At 41.3% G+C, this 21,360-nt stretch carries 19 protein-coding genes; 7 read left to right on the forward strand and 12 right to left on the reverse strand.

The genetic code is table 11. The features are described from left to right. Positions 1-240 precede the first annotated feature (240 nt). The 6 genes from BA1DRAFT_RS03870 to BA1DRAFT_RS03895 all read left to right on the forward strand — a co-directional run bounded on the left by BA1DRAFT_RS03870 (position 241) and on the right by BA1DRAFT_RS03895 (position 7,534). Complete coding sequence (locus BA1DRAFT_RS03870; RefSeq protein WP_036776216.1) at positions 241-528, forward strand: hypothetical protein; 288 nt, start codon at positions 241-243, stop codon at positions 526-528. Positions 529-589: 61 nt separating this feature from the next. Continuing rightward, positions 590-838: a hypothetical protein gene (locus tag BA1DRAFT_RS03875; RefSeq protein ID WP_082303623.1), complete on the forward strand. Its 249-nt coding sequence runs from the start codon at positions 590-592 to the stop codon at positions 836-838. 535 nt (positions 839-1,373) lie between these two features. Next, a complete protein-coding gene (locus BA1DRAFT_RS03880; RefSeq protein WP_235200963.1) occupies positions 1,374-1,718 on the forward strand; it encodes a hypothetical protein in 345 nt (114 codons plus the stop codon). Further along, positions 1,696-2,766: a conjugal transfer protein TraF gene (gene traF, locus BA1DRAFT_RS03885; RefSeq protein WP_036776218.1), complete on the forward strand. Its 1,071-nt coding sequence runs from the start codon at positions 1,696-1,698 to the stop codon at positions 2,764-2,766. The genes BA1DRAFT_RS03880 and traF overlap by 23 nt, the downstream gene beginning before the upstream one ends. A 44-nt stretch (positions 2,767-2,810) precedes the next feature. Next, on the forward strand, positions 2,811-4,223 hold the full coding sequence (locus BA1DRAFT_RS03890) for a conjugal transfer protein TraH (protein ID WP_268747226.1): 1,413 nt from the start codon (positions 2,811-2,813) through the stop codon (positions 4,221-4,223). A 14-nt stretch (positions 4,224-4,237) separates the two neighbouring features. Continuing rightward, complete coding sequence (locus BA1DRAFT_RS03895) at positions 4,238-7,534, forward strand: conjugal transfer protein TraG N-terminal domain-containing protein (RefSeq protein WP_051560644.1); 3,297 nt, start codon at positions 4,238-4,240, stop codon at positions 7,532-7,534. A gap of 47 nt (positions 7,535-7,581) precedes the next feature. On the opposite strand, the gene BA1DRAFT_RS03900 is transcribed toward BA1DRAFT_RS03895, so the two are convergent. Next, positions 7,582-7,773, reverse strand: coding sequence for a hypothetical protein (locus tag BA1DRAFT_RS03900; protein WP_036776222.1), 192 nt, complete (start codon positions 7,771-7,773; stop codon positions 7,582-7,584). A gap of 268 nt (positions 7,774-8,041) precedes the next feature. Between BA1DRAFT_RS03900 and traN the strand changes: the two genes are divergently transcribed. Continuing rightward, a complete protein-coding gene (traN, locus tag BA1DRAFT_RS03905) occupies positions 8,042-10,642 on the forward strand; it encodes a conjugal transfer mating pair stabilization protein TraN (RefSeq protein ID WP_235200969.1) in 2,601 nt (866 codons plus the stop codon). Positions 10,643-10,985: 343 nt separating this feature from the next. On the opposite strand, the gene BA1DRAFT_RS03910 is transcribed toward traN, so the two are convergent. The 11 genes from BA1DRAFT_RS03910 to BA1DRAFT_RS03960 form a co-directional block, all read right to left on the reverse strand. Beyond that, complete coding sequence (locus tag BA1DRAFT_RS03910; RefSeq protein ID WP_036776227.1) at positions 10,986-11,429, reverse strand: hypothetical protein; 444 nt, start codon at positions 11,427-11,429, stop codon at positions 10,986-10,988. Between the two features lie 187 nt (positions 11,430-11,616). Next, the gene (locus BA1DRAFT_RS03915; protein WP_036776229.1) at positions 11,617-11,877 is read right to left on the reverse strand and encodes a hypothetical protein; all 261 of its coding nucleotides are present in this window, start codon (positions 11,875-11,877) and stop codon (positions 11,617-11,619) included. A 72-nt stretch (positions 11,878-11,949) separates the two neighbouring features. Beyond that, positions 11,950-12,189, reverse strand: coding sequence for a hypothetical protein (locus tag BA1DRAFT_RS03920; RefSeq protein WP_036776231.1), 240 nt, complete (start codon positions 12,187-12,189; stop codon positions 11,950-11,952). Positions 12,190-12,373: 184 nt separating this feature from the next. Then, positions 12,374-12,553 carry a hypothetical protein gene (locus tag BA1DRAFT_RS03925; RefSeq protein ID WP_036776233.1) on the reverse strand — a complete coding sequence of 60 codons (180 nt, stop codon included), beginning with the start codon at positions 12,551-12,553 and terminating at the stop codon, positions 12,374-12,376. Between the two features lie 199 nt (positions 12,554-12,752). Continuing rightward, positions 12,753-14,321 (reverse strand): (2,3-dihydroxybenzoyl)adenylate synthase, encoded by a 1,569-nt coding sequence (locus tag BA1DRAFT_RS03930; RefSeq protein ID WP_036776235.1) that lies wholly within the window; start codon positions 14,319-14,321, stop codon positions 12,753-12,755. A gap of 46 nt (positions 14,322-14,367) precedes the next feature. Continuing rightward, positions 14,368-14,745, reverse strand: coding sequence for a VOC family protein (locus tag BA1DRAFT_RS03935; RefSeq protein WP_036776237.1), 378 nt, complete (start codon positions 14,743-14,745; stop codon positions 14,368-14,370). 232 nt (positions 14,746-14,977) lie between these two features. Beyond that, a complete protein-coding gene (locus BA1DRAFT_RS03940) occupies positions 14,978-15,592 on the reverse strand; it encodes a hypothetical protein (protein ID WP_036776238.1) in 615 nt (204 codons plus the stop codon). Then, complete coding sequence (gene pabB, locus BA1DRAFT_RS03945) at positions 15,589-17,742, reverse strand: aminodeoxychorismate synthase (RefSeq protein WP_036776239.1); 2,154 nt, start codon at positions 17,740-17,742, stop codon at positions 15,589-15,591. Before pabB ends, BA1DRAFT_RS03940 begins: the two co-directional genes overlap by 4 nt. A gap of 11 nt (positions 17,743-17,753) precedes the next feature. Further along, a complete protein-coding gene (locus BA1DRAFT_RS03950) occupies positions 17,754-19,256 on the reverse strand; it encodes a class I adenylate-forming enzyme family protein (RefSeq protein ID WP_051560646.1) in 1,503 nt (500 codons plus the stop codon). Further along, positions 19,253-20,557 carry a condensation domain-containing protein gene (locus BA1DRAFT_RS03955; protein ID WP_036776240.1) on the reverse strand — a complete coding sequence of 435 codons (1,305 nt, stop codon included), beginning with the start codon at positions 20,555-20,557 and terminating at the stop codon, positions 19,253-19,255. Before BA1DRAFT_RS03955 ends, BA1DRAFT_RS03950 begins: the two co-directional genes overlap by 4 nt. Next, positions 20,554-21,354: a thioesterase II family protein gene (locus BA1DRAFT_RS03960; protein ID WP_082303624.1), complete on the reverse strand. Its 801-nt coding sequence runs from the start codon at positions 21,352-21,354 to the stop codon at positions 20,554-20,556. Before BA1DRAFT_RS03960 ends, BA1DRAFT_RS03955 begins: the two co-directional genes overlap by 4 nt. Positions 21,355-21,360 lie beyond the last annotated feature (6 nt).

Consider the following 21,360-nt stretch of genomic DNA (forward strand, 5'->3'; position numbering starts at 1 on the left):
GCGATTACCGTCAACCCCACCGATGTCATCAATACAAAAAACCTGTGTAAGATCACACTATTTTTAAATCAGAAATACGGTGCGGAATGACAGATTGAATACAACAACCGTTCAGCGAAGCTGAGCAGCGTTGTTAATCCGGATGATGAAGAACTTGTTCGTTTTGCTCTTATTCTCTTATTTATTCTGAACTTAGAATAAATAAGTTGTGCAATACATTCTACCTTAGGAGAGAAAATTATGCGTGGTCTGCAAATCAGAATGGCATATGCATTAGCAAAAGTCATGCGTGTTATTGATGCAGAAAAAGCTAAAAATGAATTTAGTGAAGTACTATTTGAAGCCCAACGATATGGATATGACGAATACTCTTTCGGCATGAAAGTGCCACCGACAATGTTCCTTGATGAGCCTCAACTGTTAAAAGCATGGCGGAACGGATGGAACTTTCACAGAGAAGCTGAGGAAATACAACATTGCCCTGAATGCAATAGTCAATATAACATTTCCTGCTCATTTCATGATTAATCACCGATCATTAAATCGTCAGGGAATAATACTGCCGGAATTGGCATCATTAGGAGAAAATATGAACTACTCAATCTTAATTGCTGAAGGAATAAAAAGTTCTGACTACGCAGATTACGATGTTATGGAATTTCTTTCTCTGAAAGATTTGCAGAAATACCGAGCATCACACCCTGAAAAAATGAAATATAAATATAGTTATCTCCTTAGTTCGGGAATTCGTCAGGATGGTCGTCATATTGGTATCGTAAATGCAGATCACTTCAAAAAGTTTGTAAAACGAGTAAAAGAGTCAGGAATTAATATCTAATCGACTACTCTGTTGTTAAAGGGCGTTATTTTGCATTCCGAATGTTGTAATGCCAAATTATTAAGAAGGACAGGGTTTCCCTGTCTTCTTGTGCCTAGAAAGTCAGACAGTCTATCAATAAAATCACCTAGGATCTAAGCTATGAAATAATTGATGTATAAATCATTGCACTATCTATGATGTATATAAAGCGGTTGGTTGTGTAAAATGAACAACCGAAAAAACAGATCCGCATTCTGTGCGGTAGATTACCCGGTGCTGTCATAAAGCCCTGTCAATCATCTGACCCAGTCCTTCGGCTGACTTTTTTGAATGAAATCTGCACCCCGGAAAGTCGGATCTATAGTAAACCAAATGGACAAATTACAATCCGAAAATCTCCGCAGATCTCGACAAGTGGGTACCAGTTAGTCACCTAAAAGCTCAGATTTTAGTCAAAAAACGAAGGTTTTTCACCGCGTTTTGCGGCCCTTTTTCCCGTGGTTATTTTGGGCTATGTGGCAAAATTACAGTTCATTTATTCATCAGGATTGGGATGTTGATGAAAACGCTGAAATGTGTTCACAACCGCTCATTACTCATGCCCGCACAAAAATTTCCTGCATTACTCGATACTAATGCTGGTATTCACACTATTAGGTATGAGTTAGAACAGAAGTACAGTTCCCACATGACACTTGATGAAGTTTGTAAAGAGCTCGGGATTAAGCCGGAAAGCATTGTTAAACGCATAGGGCAGTTGCGGTACAGGCATTACGCTCTGACCTATCAATTGGAATGTGCCCGTGTCTTCAAAGGGAAAAATACTTTTTTCTGGACTGAACATATTGCCAGAATTTTTGTTGAGGGAAACAAAGATGAGATCTCTCTGTTTAACTAACATTCTGTTTACCGTGACCATCTGCGGTTTGCTTTCAGCTAATGCAATAGCGGATAACAATAAATCCACCAGCAAAAAGACTGAGTCCACCCTTGCAGGTGGTCAAGCATTTGTTGACGGGAAAGAAGAAGGCTGGTTCTGGAAAAAATCTCTTCCTGAACCACCCAAAAAACTGCCACTGAAAGAAGTTGCTTCTCAGGAGAAAAAATCTGATGAGCAAGATAAAACGATGGAACCACCTACTCCATCAACAGTTATTGCTAAAGTCAACTCAGAAAGGAAAGGCCCGGTACCTTTTACCGTTGCATGGTACCGAGAAAACATTCAGAAACTGCGTGATCGTGCCATTGACAAACCGACACAAGAAAATGTCAGGGCCTACTACCTTGCTCAACGTATTATGCTAGATAAAGCCAGCCGGTTTACAGACATGGCACGTTTGGTAACTTCAACCGATCCTCTCATTGATGAGAATAATCGTCGCTCCACCTCTACCTTTGGCGCGATGGATCAGTCAAACGAAGCCGAAAATAACTCTCGTATTATCGCCAAAAATATCGGCAATAAAGCAGGTATTTTCTACTTTTTCCGTGGGAAAAATTGCACACTTTGTGTCAAACAAGCCTCCGTACTGAATACCTTCAACTATATTACTGGCATTAAGATCATTCCCGTTTCTATCGATGGGAAACCACTGCCGGGCAACATTATGCCTGACTGGCGTATGGATACTGGACAAGCTGCTAAACTGCAAATCACCAACGTTCCAGCGTTGGCTTTGGCGATCCCTCCGTCTACAACTCGCATACTGTCTTTCGGGCCTATTAGTGCTGATCAGCTCATTTCCAGAACTATACTGGTTGCTCATGATGCTAGGCTCATCACAAACCAGCAGTACAAGAGTACCCTGCCATATAACGACAACGGTTATATCGACTCCAACATCCTGAAGGAAATGCCTGAAGACTATCTTGAAAATGCTAATGAATTTATCAAATACATCCAGACAAAATCCGGTTATGCATCACCTGTAAAGGCCAATAAATAGGTATCAGGGATAAGATGAAACGCTTAAATCATTTCACGCATAAGATGCGTTATAAAAAACATGTTTTGGCTGCATCCATTGCTCTAGCCGGACTTTTCGTACCGGTTGCTAATGCCGAGAGTATAAGTAACCAGCTGGATAACATGTTCGGATCTATGTCTAATGTTACCAACCCAGGGGACTACAAAAGCGTTACTCGTGACGGGTATACCGGTGGTGGTTTTGTTCTACGAAACAAACTCCGTACCCTAACGCCTGTCAGTATTGACTTGCCTTCAGCTTCTGGTGGTTGCGGTGGTATTGACCTTTTCGGTGGATCTTTCTCTTTTATCAACGCAGAGCAATTCGTTCAGATGCTACGCAACATCGCAGCTAACGCTGCCGGTTTGGCCTTTCAGTTAGCTCTGAACGCGATGGATGCTGTTCTGGATAATGCGATTTCTAAAATGCAGGCTATTCTCCAGCAGATGAATGACTTGACTGTTAACTCCTGTCAGCTCGCAAAAGGTCTGCTAGTTGATACAGCCGCTGCTTTTGGTTCCAGTGCCAAAGCCTCCGTTTCTTCACAGCTCTCTTCTGATGGTTTGGTGGATCAGTTTAAAGGGATGTGGGGGAACTTTGCTGGTGCAAAAGCACCGGAGAAACAAAAAGAAGAGTCCGGAAAGCGTAAAGCCTGCGACGACTATGGCAACATCATGTGGTGCTTGCTTCAGAATGGAAATTTCAGCGACCAATTCTACGGTACTGAAAACGAACAAAAAGAACTCGTCATGTCTATGACGGGCACGATCATAGTCAGTGGCAAGCTCGGTACTGATAAAGATGGTTCTGCCAAGAAGAGTGTGGTGCGCATTGCCCCCTTGGCTACAACATCAGTGTTGGATTCACTGATTAACGGCGATAATAGTTTTGAAATTTGGTCCTGTGCGGGTCAAACACAAACCTGTGAAAATCCGAAAAAGCAAACGAGGCAAATAAAAGGACTGGCCGCGAATATTACCCGTTTCTTTATCGACGATGGTTATTTAAATTCTGCCAAAACTGGGGCGTCAGTATCGCTTAATCGCCTGCGTCAGGCGGATTACTACAACGTCGCAGGCGCAACCAGTAAAGCAACCCAGTTAGCTCGTCATGATCTGGGTGCTTCGTATTCCTACGTTCGTGAAGTCTCTCCTGTACTTGCCTATTCCTCAGCATACAGTTATCTGAGCGATATGCTCACTGCTGCGGCCACAGGTGCGCGATTGATGGAACAAAACGACAAATCAACATCTGTGTATAACAAAGAAATTATGGAGCTCATCAGTAAGGTAAGGGAAAACCTGTACATCTCCTATATGACAATGGTTTCTCGTTATGGTGGTGAAGGGCGCATCCCAGAAGCCTTTAGCAACTATATGAAAACTCTGCCTCCTGTTCAGTATGAAAATGAAAGTTCTGTGGATGGTTCACTCTAAGAGGCTCTTAAAAAATGACTGAATGGAACGTATATACCATCGGCAGCATTCAATTTATCTACAGTATTTTCAATGCAGTAGCTATGCTGATGAACAGCGGAACATTCTCTGATATGTTCCGCATTGCTGCGTTACTCGGTGTTATCGGCGTGGTGATCGCATCTGCGGTATCGTCTGGTAAAACACTTTCTTTCCAGCACATGACCGTGTGCATTGTCATGTACCTGCTATTCTTTCAAGTGTCTGGACGTGTCAATATTGAGGATGTGACAACCGGAAAATTCATGGCCGTTGATAACGTTCCTGCCGGGCTGGCCGCATCCGCGTCTATCATTTCAACGGTTGGGTATGCCATTACTGAGAAGATGGAACAGGCTTTTTCCGTTCCGTCGATGACAGAGTATGGCTCACTAGACCCGCTGTTCACACTGGCAACGCTCTACGATACGATGAAATCTCCAATGCGTTGGGCATCGAATGACCCCTCTCGTCCTTACAATAACTTAGACCGGAGTGTCTCCAACTACATGCGTCAGTGTGTTGGTAATGACATCATTCGCGGTTCGAAAACCTACGCAGCTCTGTATCGTTCCAGTAATGGTGTAGCTGGATTGTCATCGAATGATGCATTTCAGCGAGTTGTCATTTATGACAGTAATAGAAGTGGTTGGGATAGAAATACCAGTGAGTCAGAAGCTGGTGGCTCACTGTATACCTGTGCTGAGGCCTATACGAAACTGAAAAGCCTGATGATGAATACTACATCGCAACTAGACAGCTCATTTCAGCGTTCTTATACCGCATTAGGTCGTACCTGTGGTAGTGCACCGTGTAATACAGCCAGTAAGATGGCGGAAGTAATGAACTTCTACAACATCAGTGGTACTGATATTCGCGATTTCCAGCTCACGATGATTATGTATCCGTACTTTCGCGATATGCCTCTTTATGGCTATGAAAGCTCATTCCGTGGAACTGCCGCTGTCACTCGCGCCCAGACGATGACTCAGCAAGCTTTCCAGTGGTCTTCATCAGGTTCATCCTTTCTAAGCTGGATGGGATCGTTTATGCCTATTTTTCAAGGGATGGTTTACGCACTGACTCCGTTCATGGCTTTCCTGCTCGGCCTCGGCGTTATGGGGCTGCGCATGGTACTGAAATACCTGCTAGTAGTCGTGTGGACACAAACGTGGTTACCTTTAGCAGCGATTGTGAACCTCTACATTCTGGTTAATACCCGGGAAACCATGAGTGCTCTATTCATTACAACGAGATCTATCAGTTTCAACCAGCTCTATAATATGCTTTATGAAACCCAGAAGAGTATCGGACTGGCAGGCAACCTTTATGCAATGATCCCAGCCCTCGGTGGTTTTATCGTTTGGGGTAGTTCTATCGCGTTTAACTCCCTTGCCAGATCGGCTGCGGCACCTTCTGCGGCAGATACCAAAACTATGGCTCCGGATGTTACGAGCACACCGGCTATCAATTCTCGCGGTGCTGAAGTTGAATTCAACCCGGCCCAAGGATCAGTCATGGGTGGTGCTTCCGGCATGTTGCCTACCGTTGACATGAAACAGGTGTCTTCTCGCAACTTGTCTAGTGCTAAGCAAGAATTGGACTCTTCATCGTCTACACTAACCACTCAGTCCGGGGCTATGCTGAGTCACATTGCTAGCAACATGGAATCAGGTTCTAAATCGCAGGTTTATAGTGATGCGACCAACGCCGCTCTAACCCGTCTAAGCAATGCGGATCGCGCTTACGTTAATGATGTTGCTCAAAAACATGGTATTTCTAACATGCAAGCGCTTGTTGGTATGGCTAAGGGCGAATTCAGTGCTGGCGCAGGAGTCAGTGGAAGTTCCGGCGCATTTAGCGCTTCTGCAAGTGCAGGTATGAGTCGTTCAAAAGCTGAAAGCAGTGGTTTGAGTAATACAAAAACGGCAGATTACAGTAACTCGACTTCGTCTTCTTACCGAGACTCCGATAGTGCGACACAAGCACGTATCGTGAATACCGCTGCAAATGCAGCCTATAACTTACTGTCAGAAAGAGGGGAAACTTCCGCTGTTACTCAGTCCTATAGTGAGGCGCAGGCACGCATGCAGTCAGCACAAAAATCCTATCAGGAAGCTGAGCAATTCGCCTCCAGCACGTCTATGGGGCAGACCATGAATGCAGCTCAGATTGCTCAGTCAATCAGTCACAGAGCTGAAGCGCAATCAACTCTAACACAGGTCCTTGCTGCATATCCGGACCTCAACCAGCAGATTCAGGAAGACACGAATCGTCTGACATCAATCGGTATGACTGAGCAAGACGCTCACACGTTTGCACAATACAAAGCCGCTGTTAATTTAGGACAAGCTGGAGATATTTCACGTAAAGCCGGCTTCATTAATGGTGATTCCTCTCCAGCCCTCACCTCAATCGCAGCTGAAGCTAATCGAGAGATCAGCGGAAACGCAACGAATGCTGGTCATCAGGCCGAGGCAATGGCATTCGGTATTCAGTCTTCTGCCAGTGCAAATGCTGGTTCTATCTCAGGCAATATCAGAAGTACAAAATCTATGTCATCACATGAATATGGCATGGGTCATGTGAATAACCACAATGCTGTAGCTTCAGGCGTTGTTGATTCATCTCGCCGTGAGTTTAACGAAGAGGTCATGACAAACGTCGGTAATGTTGCTGCTCAGGACCTTGAAAACAACAACTACAAACTGGATGGAGTCGCTGGTGGTATGAACCGTGTAATGGAATATGGTTCTAATCTCTTCACAAAATACCCAACCTATGAACAAAACTATAGCGCGGCTGTCACAGCCGCAAATGAAGTTCCAATGGACAACTCACCAGATCGTATTGCGGCAAGGGAAGCTATTTCTCAATACTACGGAGCCGTTAAGGCTGGTGCTAGTGGCCCGACACTTGACCAAGCCAGGAGTAATATGATGGCTCGCGTCCAGTTAGCTACTGGGGGCAGCATTGAGTCTAATGGTATTGTTGAAGGTGGAAACATCCAACTCGCCAAAGGTATTGCTGGACGTCTAGAACAGACTTCACTTGATAAAGGAAGTAATGACGCTGCGATTATCCAGCAAGCAGTTACGTCACTTTGGACTGACCGAACATCTTCTAACTATAATATCGGAGGTAAAGCAGATCGGTTTGACAGTATGAGTGTAGACGCTATGCCGTTTAACAATAAATCTCTAGAGAGTCATGAGCTTCCCGGTAGAGGTTCCAGCCAAAATGATAAAGACTCACCGGAAGTTATGATAGTGACGGGAACACGAAATCAATAAAAATAGAGAACCCTGACAGGATCAGGGTTTTCCTTTTCTTTCATATCTCACGATGCAAGAAACATGTAGCAAACAGGCAAGCTGAGGATAGTCATTGCAATATAGTGGGCTTCCCACAAGCGCGAGCAGTTAGACTTTTTCTCTTTTTTCTTACGATAGCGCGGATCCCCTCCGGTGGCGCCTACCGGTAGCGATGCTCCGGATAAAGGTAATAATCCGGTAATGCCAAACATTTCCATACGCAGCCTCTCATTCTTCAATCATTCAGGACACCGGGGAAATGGCCCCGTTTTGAGGCTCTTCTTCGTTGCTTGTATACACTATTGTTCATAACCTGTTCAATAGTTTTCATAAATGTAGTTTCACACACCTGATTTGGCTGTCGAAATTTGGCTGCCGAAAATCCAACACAATGATTAGCGCTAGATTGTAATTTCCATAAGGTGACCACAAATGAAAAACCTTTTTCGAAAAGAATGGTTTTTAAGGCCAGTTTGTACGTTGTTAATGGTAAGTCATTTAGGGGTGGTCACCTACACTCCTTATACCTTCTCTGCATCCACCCAACAAAACGCACAGTCAGCCGAGCAATTCTATAAAACACTTCCTGGACTTTCAGCTAACAGCAATGGGACAGCACAGTACGGTAATGGTCAAGCGGTTAACATCAATCAGGTATACCCAAATCAGGGCTCTTCCACGTCTCTTGATCAGTTGAAGTCCGTATACGGGAACGACGGAGATACAACGAAACTCGGTTCGGAAACAAATACCGCATTGAAGTCTGAAAACTCACTGCGTGGTGAAGCATATCGAACGGTTTCCGGGGCGACTAAAACCACTGCCAACATTAAAAACACTGACTCTATCTTCGGCCGTCATAAAGATTTCTTGGCTAATCAAGAAAAATACATGCAGGATCTAGGGGACTGTTCAATGTCCAAAGAACTTCATACAAATAGGGTTGTCCAGCATATTCCAGATTACAAGGAGTGTACACGCACTACAAGTGTGAGTGGTACCTTTAACCTATTCCATCCTTATGAAGCAGGACTTCTGTCACATAGAGATGGCCCAGCCAACATCGCAAGCTGCGGCGTAGGTTGTATCGAATTATGGGTCGGCACAGTGGGCGATAACTACTGGGAAGGTAGATGCAAGATCTATGAAGAGGAAATGTCTGTAAACATCATCAATCCTCAAGCGATAACTAGCGCAGTAATCACTCGGGCGAAGTGGGATGATTACATGCAGATCTATATAGGCGGTACCGGGCGAGAAAGTTTAGTTTGGGCAGGCCCGGACGGGCCGAATATTTTTCCACCAGAAACGAAAGGAAAATGCGAGCGAAATACCAGTTGGGATAGAAGTCCCAACGTTGATGTAACCAGCAAATTCCGTAATACGCCACACAACGGCTCTCTTTTCTTTAAAAACCGTGTTTCAATAACTGGTGCAGGTGAAGGATATGCAAAAGTAATGGTTCGCTATGATCCATCCAGAATGGTATCAAATGATATCTGGGAATCAGATCGCCCCCGAGAATTCCAGAATCTGGTTACAGCTATCAATACCGGCTATTGCCAGAATTATAGCGTAACTTGTAGGGACTCAGTGACTCCGGACCAAAATGGTTGTGCATACATCAATGGTGCGCACATTTGCTCCAAGGACCTGACACCATCACCAATCCCCGGTCTATCTCCGTTCTGTAAATCAGCAACGGTAGTATCTCATTGTGGTACAGATGCCGGTGTAAATAATACGTGTAAAAACTATGATAACAACTCGGCCTGTAAATTCATCAAATCCACTTGCATTACTGGGGCAGCTGGTGGTCAAAGTGGATGTTGGCAAGCTTCTGAAGTATGGGATTGTGGTACTGACGCAGTTGTTCCAAGCACTACAGAGAAAGACAAGTATGTCTGCCCTGGCGCTGTCCAGTGTATTAACGGTACCTGCCTGCAACCTGAATCTGAGCCAAGCGGAGATTTCCAGACCGCAGTTGCAATGCTGCAAGCAGCTACTTATGCAGTAAACGAAATGGTTTGTGGTGATGATACAACAGAAACAACGCGTACCTGCTCTTTATTCAAAGGTGAGGCTATGCAGTGCAAGTCTGCAATGGGCGGATGGGTGGATTGCTGCAACCAACCAGTCAACGTAAGCTGGATCCAGTACCTTCAATTGACCTACTATACACTGAAAGTGACGGACGCACTTGCAGTCAAAGCTGGGATGTTTGAGCAAGGGAAAGGGCTTTTTGACATGGGTTCAGAGCTCGCTACTAAAGCCATTGATGCTATCACTAAACCAGTGATGTCAGCATTCAATTCCCTGACAGGCAGAGCGGGTACGGAAGTTGCTAAAGAGATCACAGAGAAAGGGATGACAGGCCTTATCAATGAAGCTGTTGGCGAACTGACGAAGCAAGTCGCTCAATGGACGCTTGATACCTTCGGTCCTACTGTGACAAACGCCATTTTTGAAAGTACCGCTGGTACTGCGGCTGTTGAAGGTGGTGCTCTAGCAAATGAAGGAGTTCAACTCTCTTCGACTCTGGTAAATGCAGTATCAGTTATAGGTTATGCTTATATGGCATATCAGATTGCCAACATTCTAGTGAACATCATCTGGGCATGTACCGAAGATGAATTTAAACTAGCCGTTAAAAAGGAAACCAAGCTGGCGGTTCATATTGATAGTTGGTGTCAGACTGAACTCTTGGGACAGTGCATTGAGAAAAGGTCCAGCTATTGTACCTTCAACTCACAAATCGGGCGTATCTTCCAAGAGCAAGGACGACGTCAGTTGGGAATTGGCTGGGGGAACAAACACAATCCTGATTGCCGTGGTTTAACTCTTGAAGAATTTGGCCGTATAGACTTCAGTAAAGTTGATCTGTCTGAATGGATTGGTTCGCTGCATAAAGCAGATCTCCTCCCGAGTCCTGATAGCATCAATCTGGATTCGGTAACCGGCTCTGGTAGCATTCTGAATATCAATGGTAACAGGAAAAATACCCGTGATCGTTTTCAGGACGGTGTAAACAGCATTGACATCGAAGAAACAAAGAAGAACGTTGAAGCGATTCTAAAAGTCCAGTAGCTCACACAAAGCAAAAGCCCCGCCATTCAAGCCCGTCTCTTGATCTGATTTCATAGGTCAAGAGACTTAGCCAGCAGATAGCCTTTAAGGATGGCTTGTAACATGAACCATCTTTCTCACTGTCCTCCCATCCGACTCGACCATTTCGTTTTGATCCTTTCCGACGCCATCTTGAGTATTTCGCTGTACGATTCTACCCGGTCATAAATGACTTCAGTCATAGTGCCTATGGTCATGATGTCAGCTCTGTCATTAAGGCTCATTTCTTCCAGTTTGTTGATAACCTGAGCCAATATGAAAATGCGGAGCCACAGGATGAATTACCATATTTTAAAGTTGATGATTAATGATCCACTTTATTGTCATCCTTCAGTATCTTCTGACGAATTTCCACGCCTTGTGTTTCAGGTATAGAAAAACAGCTTTCGGCAGTATGGCCGCAGATATAATAATGGCCGTCATAATGTTGTTGCATTTTCACCTTCGTTCCGGGAAAACTGGTGAAAATAGCTTTTACCATGAAGGTGCCTTTTGTGGTGGTCAGGTCGTTGTTCTCTTTGGTGTAATAGTCAGAAACGCTAATACCTTTCACCAGCTCACCTACATCCCAGCTCTCTTTTACGGTTTTCTGCTTCAGCAAAAGAGCCCCCAGGCAGGTTAAAATAAAAAGGCCAAGTACTCCCCAGAAGATGGCCAATCGCCGGTTGACAATCAGGCTTAGATCCACTTCTTTAGACTGGGCCAGTTCTTTTGTGGATAATTTGGAGTTTGCTTTCGGTGAGCTCATGGCTTTAATCTCCCTTCTTAATAGTAATGCTTAAACTAACAAGCAGATATATCACCTGCAAATCCGATAGACCATATTGAATGCAATGGCGTATTTTATTCTTTGCATCGGCATGAATATTCTGACTATATGCCCGCCTTACGCGCTAGCGATAAACCAGTCAGCATATGCTTAATTTGCAGATCAGTCAGCTTACAGACGTCCAGCCTAGCCAGAAACTCACGCTGTTCCTGAAGGCTATATTTTTCCCGGATATCATATTGGCCTGAATGCCTTCGATATTACACGCCATTGTTTTGTTAAATGACGATTGAATGCCTTCCACCAAGAACTCTCTCTCACTGATACCTGTTACATGAGGGGCAAAAAGCAGACCGGTATTATTTTTGATAAACACACAGGATCCTGCGGTGAAATCACTCGTCCATAAAGATTGTTGCTTGTTCATAACCATACCTATAGATTTGATCCTACCACTCATTTATAAATGACAAAGCTTGACCTCGCGGGTTATTTATATTTAGGAATAAAAAACATTGTCTATTGTTTCTGATATATCAATAGCTAATTCATTGTCATCCATACTAGCCAGTCGTTCATACGGATAGATGGGGAAATTTAAATGACTCATAAGCCCTACAATAAACTCGTGGTTACCGCTGTGTTCCAGCTGGTCTTCAGTAATCATCGCCAACTTAATTTCTCCGGTATGGGGATCGGTTAGGATAAAGTCAAATATCGTACCAGACAGTACTGGCATTGCACTTTTTACATCATCAGATTGCTTCCTAATATCCTATTCTTTAGTCAGAATAATGTCGGCCATATGAACACAGAGTGCAACGTTGTACTGATCTGCAAATAAATTGTTTAACTTGGTATAAAGCGATAGGTATTCATGTTGATGTAGTTCGGAATAGATATCTGGCATACCACTGCCTTCGTTAATATCTACGGCTTCCTGCTCCCCCTTCTTCCTGTTGAGGGAACAGTTCATCAAACAAGGGGTGGTCATGCTGTATAGTTTTTGAATTCTTGGGCTTTTGCCTATCCCAGAAAAAAGTCAGTACCAGACCTACCATTCCTATCAGGAAGACGATTATTGTGATAAATTTAAGTGACATTGTTACCCCCAGATTATTATATAAAATCTATGGTACCTCTCTTTTTTGCAAGGCTAATTTTAATTTACGGAAAAATAACAACACCGACTCAGTAATGTTGAATTTTATTATGCGAATCTACCATTGGAAAAGACAGTATTCTTTATCTTGATTATCACCCTTATAAAGTAATAACCAAGACATAAGGTTACATAGATTTCTATTTTAAATAGTCTTGTTTAATTGCTTTCCGATCAAGTTTACCTACAGGGGTTTTTGGTAATTCATTTACTAACTTAAATTTGTCAGGTAATTTGTACTCTGCAATTCCTTGCTCTCTTAAAAACGCTTTAATTTCTGGTAAGCTAATTTTCCCCTCAGCAACCATCGCTACACCAATCCTATGTCCCATGATATGATCTTCAATTGCAAAAACAGCAACTTCTTTAGCTCTTGGAAAATGAATTAGCAATTCTTCCAATTCATCTGGCCCAACCTTCTCTCCTCCTTTATTAATAACATCATTAGATCGGCCAATCACTGTTAAGGTACCATCAAGATTTATTTGAACTACATCACCTGTACGATAGAAACCATCGTCAGTAAAAGACTCTCTATTTGCTTCAGGTGCATTAAAATAGGCTCCTATGGTATAAGGCCCATTTACCTCAAGGATACCTTGAGCAGGTCGTGTATGGATGATTTGCCCATTTTTATCTACAACACGATATTGATCATACATGGACAAAGGCTTACCTTGACTTTGGAGTTTTACGCTCTCAGGATCTTTACGATGAGTTTGTGATAAAAATCCTTCCCCCATACCATAAGATTGCTGAAGAGTGTTTGGGAAACGCTTCATAATAGCTTGAGCCAACTCCAAACTGACTTTGGCTCCTCCTACCTGAACAACTTCTAAACTTGTTAGGTTTCCTGTATATCGACTAGCGGCATTGACCCAATGATGTGCTAATGGCGGTACTAAAGCAATGTGAGTTACAGCATGTTGCGAAATCAAATCAAAACTTGTATCAGGACTGGGATCTTTCGATAGAATAACTTTTCCTCCTTTAGAAAAAATCCCTAAAATACCAGGACAGCCAAGTGCGTAGTTATGTGCCATCGGCAGTGTGACTAAATAAGTGGAATTTTGCGCCATTTCAGCATTGTTTGCAGCTAATTGAATATTGTAAATATATTCAGAATGACGTCGAGGGATCAATTTAGAGAGTCCGGTTGTTCCACCAGATAATAGGTAAAATGCAGTGGCATCAGGATCAAATTGCTCAAGCTCATATGGTTGAGAAGAAAAATGACTAATGTCAATTGCACCCTCACATGTACCAAAGGTAAATACCTGCCTGATATTAGGCTCAGAAGATAGTACATTTCGAATCACACTTAAATGTTCTTTCTCTCCAATTGAAGTCGAAAATATAACCGAAGTTGCTTTACTAGCTTTCACAAAATGAATAATTTCAGCGTGCCGATTGGTAGGTAAAGCCAGAACTGGCTTTACCCCAATTATCAATAGAGCCAGCAAGCTTAACACAAACTCATCATTATTATCGGTTTGCAAAACACAAATATCGTGATGCTCAAGCCCAGATTCTCGAAGAGTAGAGGCTAAACAACGAGATTCCAGCCAAAGCTGGTCATAGGTAAATTCTCTTGTTTCAGAAACTAATGCAATGCGTGTACGATATTTCTCTACTAGCTCTGCAAACCAGTCCGTCATTGAATTGTATCCCAAACAACCTAACTTTCTATATTGACTAAAATCCTTCATCGCTAATACCCTTTCTTATTAAGATTTCAGAGTAAGATTGACTAAATTATCTATAGCTGGGATCAAGTGACGCAGTCGGTGCTGATATATCTAGCAAAGCACCACTTTCATCTTTAATCAAAAGGCGACGTTGACCATAGGGCAAATCACGTGGTGGTTCAACGATATTGAATCCAAGTTTCTGTGCTTTCAAATAATAAGATTCAACTTCTTCTACAATACAAGTGATAATAAGCCCCTGACAAGACTTCTGGTGTACATCTGGAATAAATTCACTTGTTCTTAAGAAAGCGGAAACTTGTCCATGTTTTTCAGAAGACATTGAAATAAACCAGTTAGATTCGTATTTAATATTAAAATTCAAGAGGTTGACAAATAAATCCCGTGTACTTATTAAATTATCAGTAAGAATGTTAGTTAGCATATTGTGCCTCCTTTTTTAGGGACCTATCTCATTAAACTAGGTCATTTATCTGGATTGGTGTAGGATCCAAAACGCCATAATCTATAACTAGATCTTATTTTATATAGGGTATTCTCCCTATGGTTCTTTTTAACCACGGACAGACTATCGTTCACTTTTAGTTATCATCGTTAAATAATAGAGTAAAGTTAGTGTAAGTTCTCCCTATTGATAATAGTATAGATATTTTACACTACACGTGAATTTTCACAATCGCTGAACGTTGCTGTTTACTTACTATCTGCTGATGTTTTATTTGGTTATGTGATGATATACAAATTTGAGCATCAGGATTTACCTCAATTAGCTGCCAGTTTAGCGGAATAATACGGTAAAAATTTGTGTTTATCGGACGCGGTATAGATTGATGAGCATATTGCTGAGTTATCTGTTGTATATATGACTCTGTATTGTCTGGATAACATGCCAACGCAGTACAGCGCAGCTGTTGCTCTCTTGGTATCATGGAAAAAATAGCATCAGCTTCTAAACACGATACCATCTGGATTTCACCATGAATTAAAACATCAACTTTACCATTACTGATAAACAAAGATGTAGCGAATGATTCCGTATCTTCTAATTGGTGATCACTAGGGCTTAACAGATTCAAGACCAAACCATTACGGATCCCAATCAATTCCACTTTACACATCTTCGGAAATGATAAAGTGCTCTGGTCAAGTATCATCAATGTCGCAGTTAAACTTTGTTCTGGCTGTGCCAGATTAAATTTATCAATGATATCTTCAATTTCTTTATCTAAGATACGATATAAATCTAAATTGAACTCACTAAAATGACTCATTTTTTATCCTGCCTATTATATTCTAATTCACTAAATGGGAAATGTAAGCCAAATGGTTTAAGTAATGTGCTGGATTTGATTGCAATTTCTTCCAACTCATCCCATGGATTCGATAAACTAATGATTGCACCACCTGTTCCAATTGACACATGCTGTTGTTTTATAACTAATGTTCGAATAACGATGCTAAAGTCTGCTGCGCCATTCGTTGAAAAATAACCTATCGCTCCAGAGTAAACACCACGAGCAGCCGACTCAAATTTGTCAATCAACTCCATTGTTCTGACTTTTGGTGCTCCAGTCATTGACCCACCAGGAAACGCACATTTTATGCAATCGACTGCATTTTTATCCTCTCTCAATTCAGCCCGAATGGTACTTACTAATTGATGAACTGTGGCAAAACTTTCGACTTCAAATAAAGGCCCAGGTTTAACTTTGCACGCTTTGGCGACACGTCCAAGATCATTGCGAACCAAATCAACAATCATCAAATTCTCCGCTCGATCTTTTTCATTACTAGATAAGTCATTGATCATTAAAGCATCCTGTTGACTATCTGAGATACGCTTTCGTGTCCCTTTTATTGGTCTGCTTTCGGCAATGCCATCACGACTTACTTTCATGAAGCGCTCAGGAGAAAAACTCAGCACTGACCACGTTTTTGAACAACGAATAAAAGCGGAAAATGGAGTAGGGTTTTCTTTTCTTAGTGCACAATATAGAGATAAGTGATCAATATTTTCTTTTAAGTCGAAAGTAATTTCATTCGTTAAGCATATTTCATAACTCTCACCATTACGAATCTCCTCCTGACATGCTTCTATTATCTTAATATATTCACTTGCACTATGTCGTAAATTCAAATTATCGGCATGAGGAAAAACAAAAGAATCCAGATTGATATCAATCTTTATTTTCTCAATCTTAGCTTTTATCTCTGCCAACCATTTTCTGGCTCGTTCGTATTGATAAATATTATCTTTTATAACTATCGCTATTGCGTACCAACGATTTTTTTTGTGATCGCAAACAATAATGCGATTTGTAAATATCATAGCCGCATCAGGCATACTAGATTGATGAATAAAACCGCTAACGACTTCTTTTTTTAACTCATATCCCAAATAACCAAACCAACCTGGCCTCACATCAAAAGGAAGACTATATTCAGTATCATTTACGATCTCGGCTTGCTCTAGTTGCCTATGAAGCCAATCAAATATTCCTGTTTTTTCAATCGATTGTTTATCCTGATTAGAATTAACCTTCAGTATGTGCTGTCTAGCATCGGCAGTAACAAATAGACTTTCTTCTGAACTGGTATCACCCATTATGGAAAAACGACTACGCTCTGTGCTGAGATCATTTGAGTCTAACCAAAAGACATATTTACTTTCGGTAAAAATTTGTTGAAATAAGATTTCTGTACCTACCTTCAATTCATCATCTTCAACCATCATCTGATAATAAATTTTGTGTTCTTTAACAGATTTTTTATCTACATCAATAAATTGAGATTGATGAGAAATAGGATTGGAGATGAAGTGTGAGGAGCGTTTATAACCATATTTGTGACTCAATAAACAGAAGTTTTCAATTAACTTTAGACCATATTCGCTACTCACCGATTCCGGGTGAAACTGACATCCCCAAAATGGTAACTCTTGGTGTGCGACTGCCATAAGAGTATTATCATCTGTCCAAGCTAGCGGACGCAGGATTTCAGGAATATCGTAAACAGCAAGGGAATGATAGCGAACCACTTTAAATCTCTGCGGAATATTTTGAAAGAGATCATCGCCAATATGGTTCACTGAACAGATTCGACCATGCATAGGTTCAGGTGCATGAGAAACCTTAGCTCCAGCTTCCAAACATAATCCCTGATGACCTAAACAAACACCGAGTAACGGCTTGATAAATTCTCTTTGTTGTAAGACCTCACGAGATATACCCATATCAATAGCATTACCTGGATGACCAGGGCCAGGTGAAATCACAACAAGATCAAAATCCTGTAGCCAAAAACTACGCCAATCAGAATAGTCGTTCTTGATCACCGTTGGTTCGTGTTTTGTTACAGAAGTGAATAAATGGACCAAGTTATAAGTAAAAGAATCATAATTATCAATTATCAAAGTCTTCATAAGACTTAATCCTATATCACAAAATTAAATGCAGAAATTGAGTGCATTTTCTCAGTCCAATCAGCGGAACGAATAATATGTCGTTGCAACTTACCGCTAGTCGTTCTAGGTAAAGAACCGACAAAAATAATCTGTTTAGGAACCATATAAGGGGCTAACTGAGTACTCGCTAATTGCCTAAGTTCTTCAGCCAATGCCTGAGTGTGCATGGTGCTGACAACATATGCGTTTAGCCTGCTTTGATTCTCAATGATAGATGTTGTCACACCCACATCAATAACTTCTTTGTGCTGTCGAAGCACATTTTCTATAGCTAAAGGGGATATTTTAATTCCACCAACCATTTCCATATCATCTACTCGCCCAATATATTGAAAAGAACCATCATTTTGTCGGATAACTAAATCTCCTGATTTAAACCAACCATCTTGGAGATCTTTTAAGTTTTCATCTTCACAATTCAAATAACTTTGTGGAATAGTTGGACCTTTGACCCAGAGTTCGCCTTCATCACCATCAAGCAATTCTTCTCCTCGAAAGTTTCGTACTGACAATTCGTAATTAGGTAAAGCATAGCCTAGTGAGTTATCAGGATTATAATTTCCACATGTACCACAATAAGCATGACCTACTTCTGTTGAACCAAGCTGATTTAGCAAAGTAACTCCTAATTTTTGAGTTATTTGATCCCTAAGAGATGGCTGTAATGCTTCCCCGGCAGAAATTAAACAACGTAACGTATTTAGATGTTTATTATCACGATATTTTAGCCAGGCAGCATAACCTGATGGTACCCAAAACATACAGGTAACACCAAATTGAAATATAAGATCATTGATTTCATAAGCATTTGGACGATGTTGAGTCAATAACGCAGCACATCCTGTCATGAGTGGAAAGACAAGGTTATTGCCAAACCCATAAGCAAAAAATAGCTTGCTTAGAGAAAATAATATGTCGTCTTCTCTGATGTTCAACATACTGAACGCTACAGCATCACGGTAAATTAAAAAATCTTGATGTTGATGTGGTACTGCTTTCTGTTTGCCCGTTGTACCTGATGTAAATTGTACATATAAGGGAGCTGTTGGTGACTGTTCAAAGAAAAATAGTTGCTGACCGCAATTTACCGCATTCAGTAATGACTCCTCCGTCAATAGCATTATACCGTGATAGTGATTCGCAATATTTTCTCGAACAACAGCCAAATTGGGTTTTAATTCGTTAACAATGTCTTTATGATTTTTTGGTGGCAAATAGGGATTGACGAGTAAGGCGGTTGCACCTAAGCGAGCACAGGCAAGGAACAAAGCAACATAATGAACACTATCATCTAAGCCAATGACGACTCGGCACCCATTAGTAATGTTATGCTCACTTAACAAATTTGCAATACAACGTGCCATACGATGCAACTCTGCGTGTGTGTAATTACCGTATGGACTCATAAAGGCGAGCTTTTCATTCCAATGATTTAATTTACTAAGTACTTCGATTTCATTAGCAATATTCATTGTGATAAGCCTCTATACTGTCCTGTTATATTCAGTAATAGAGCAATATATCCCTTCAAGAAACGGGCTGCCCAATGTGGACGAAATCGCAAGTCTGAAGCCGCCATAATGACTCGTATACCTTCTTGGGAAGGTATCAAAGCCAGATCAAGATCAAAACGTCTCGCTAAGCCATTTGGAGGGTCAATAGCTAAAGCCTGTAAGCTCGTAAAAGACTTCAACTGCACTATATCTGTTGGGAACAACTGAAATACAACATCTCCGATTGAATCCAAGGAAACAGTCCCAGCAGGCAATAACTGATATGGTAAGGATTGATGTGCAATCGCCCCTGAAATCATTGTTCGTAACTCAGAAATTACATCATGAATCGATGAATTTTGATTGATACGAGTTCGTAAAATCACCATATTGGATAAAAATCCAATCACGTCTTGATGGTAAGTTCGATTGGCTAGTAGTGTGGCAACCGCTAAATCAGACTGCCCAGTAAGACGATGTAGATACATCATGAAGGCAGAAAGTAACACGTTATAGAGGCTAGTGTTGTTGGCTTTTGCCAAATTCTTTAGTTGATGCTCTGTTCTACTATCAATATGCTCTCGGTATAAAGTGATAGTATCCTGCGCCAAAGGAATAGATATTCCCCGATCTCGTCTTGGCAATTTAGGAAATTGCACATTTTTCAATGATTGTTGCCAGAATTCTATGCTGTTGTGGTATTCTCGACTATTTAAATACGTTTGTTCCCACTCTACAAAATTACTGAATTGGTAGGGTACCTTCGGCAAAACCTGCTGTTCATAAGCCTGACCTAACATTTGGCTGACCAGCCCACAAGACACTGCATCAGTAATTAAATGATGTTGATTAATACATAATACATTTAGCTCATCGGTTAAACGCCATAAAATCACACGATAAAGAGGTTGATTGAGATCAAAATGCTGTCTTAATTCTTCCCGTAATACTGAATTTAATTCAGGAATTAAGTTCAGATCTGTTTCTTGCAAATTACTTATGTCGAGTGTAATTTCTTTTATATGTGCTATTTCCTTATCAACAACATATCGTCTTAACTTTTGCCCTTTACCAATGAAACGAGTCCGATATACCTCAACTTGATCAATAATCAGTTGCCATGCTTGAATTAATCTCACTTTATCAAGCTTTCCTTTTAGTCCAATGATAATTGGACAATTTAGCGAGCCATATCTACCTTGATAATGATCCATCAACCACATCATGCGTTGACCGACTGACACAGGTAATTCTGATTGAGTAGGGATATTATTCGTCATGGCAAAGACTCTCTAGTTGATGGAACGCAATTTCGTCGTAAGAGCTGCTCGGCTTTTTCGATTAATGCCTGAGCATGCCCTACTAAATAGAAATGACCGCCAGAATAGGTCAATACTTCTATCGGTGTTGAACTAAAACTTTGCCATCCTTGTAAACATTCAATATCAATATCAGGATCATTATCTCCCCCACACACAATTATTTGAGTTGTCAGTTTAATCGATAAATCAGGTTTATATTGTTCTATCAGCTGGTAATCGAATCGTAATGGTGGCGTCAATATACTCATCAATTCTTTCTGATGAAGAATATCGATATGGGTTCCTCCAATACGAACCATTTCCTGCCACAGCTCAGGAGTTGTTTTTTGATGAAATTTTGAGGGTACAATTTTGTTTAGAGGTGGATGACTGGAGAGTATGATAGCAACGGGAGCCATATTGATTTTTTCTAACCGATGACACAATTCAAATGCAATCGCTGCACCCATGCTATGCCCTAATAAAACATAAGGCATATAATGAAACTGATGTAAAAATACAGGCACCAATTCATGCATCAATTGAGACATTGATGTATGACATTTATCTCCCATACGTTCTTCTCGTCCAGGGTATTGAATTGCATATAAGCCTAGTTGTGGTGGTGTCTTCATACCCCAAGCTCGAAAAAAACTCGCATTTCCTCCTGCATGAGGCAGACACACTAATCCTCTATTCGGTTGTACGTTCATACAATGACGAGGTGGACTGATTTGGATTATCGAATGAGAGATTGGTGAATGGATATTAAGCATATTGAT

Source organism: Photorhabdus aegyptia (assembly GCF_000612035.1).
GTDB lineage: Bacteria > Pseudomonadota > Gammaproteobacteria > Enterobacterales > Enterobacteriaceae > Photorhabdus > Photorhabdus akhurstii.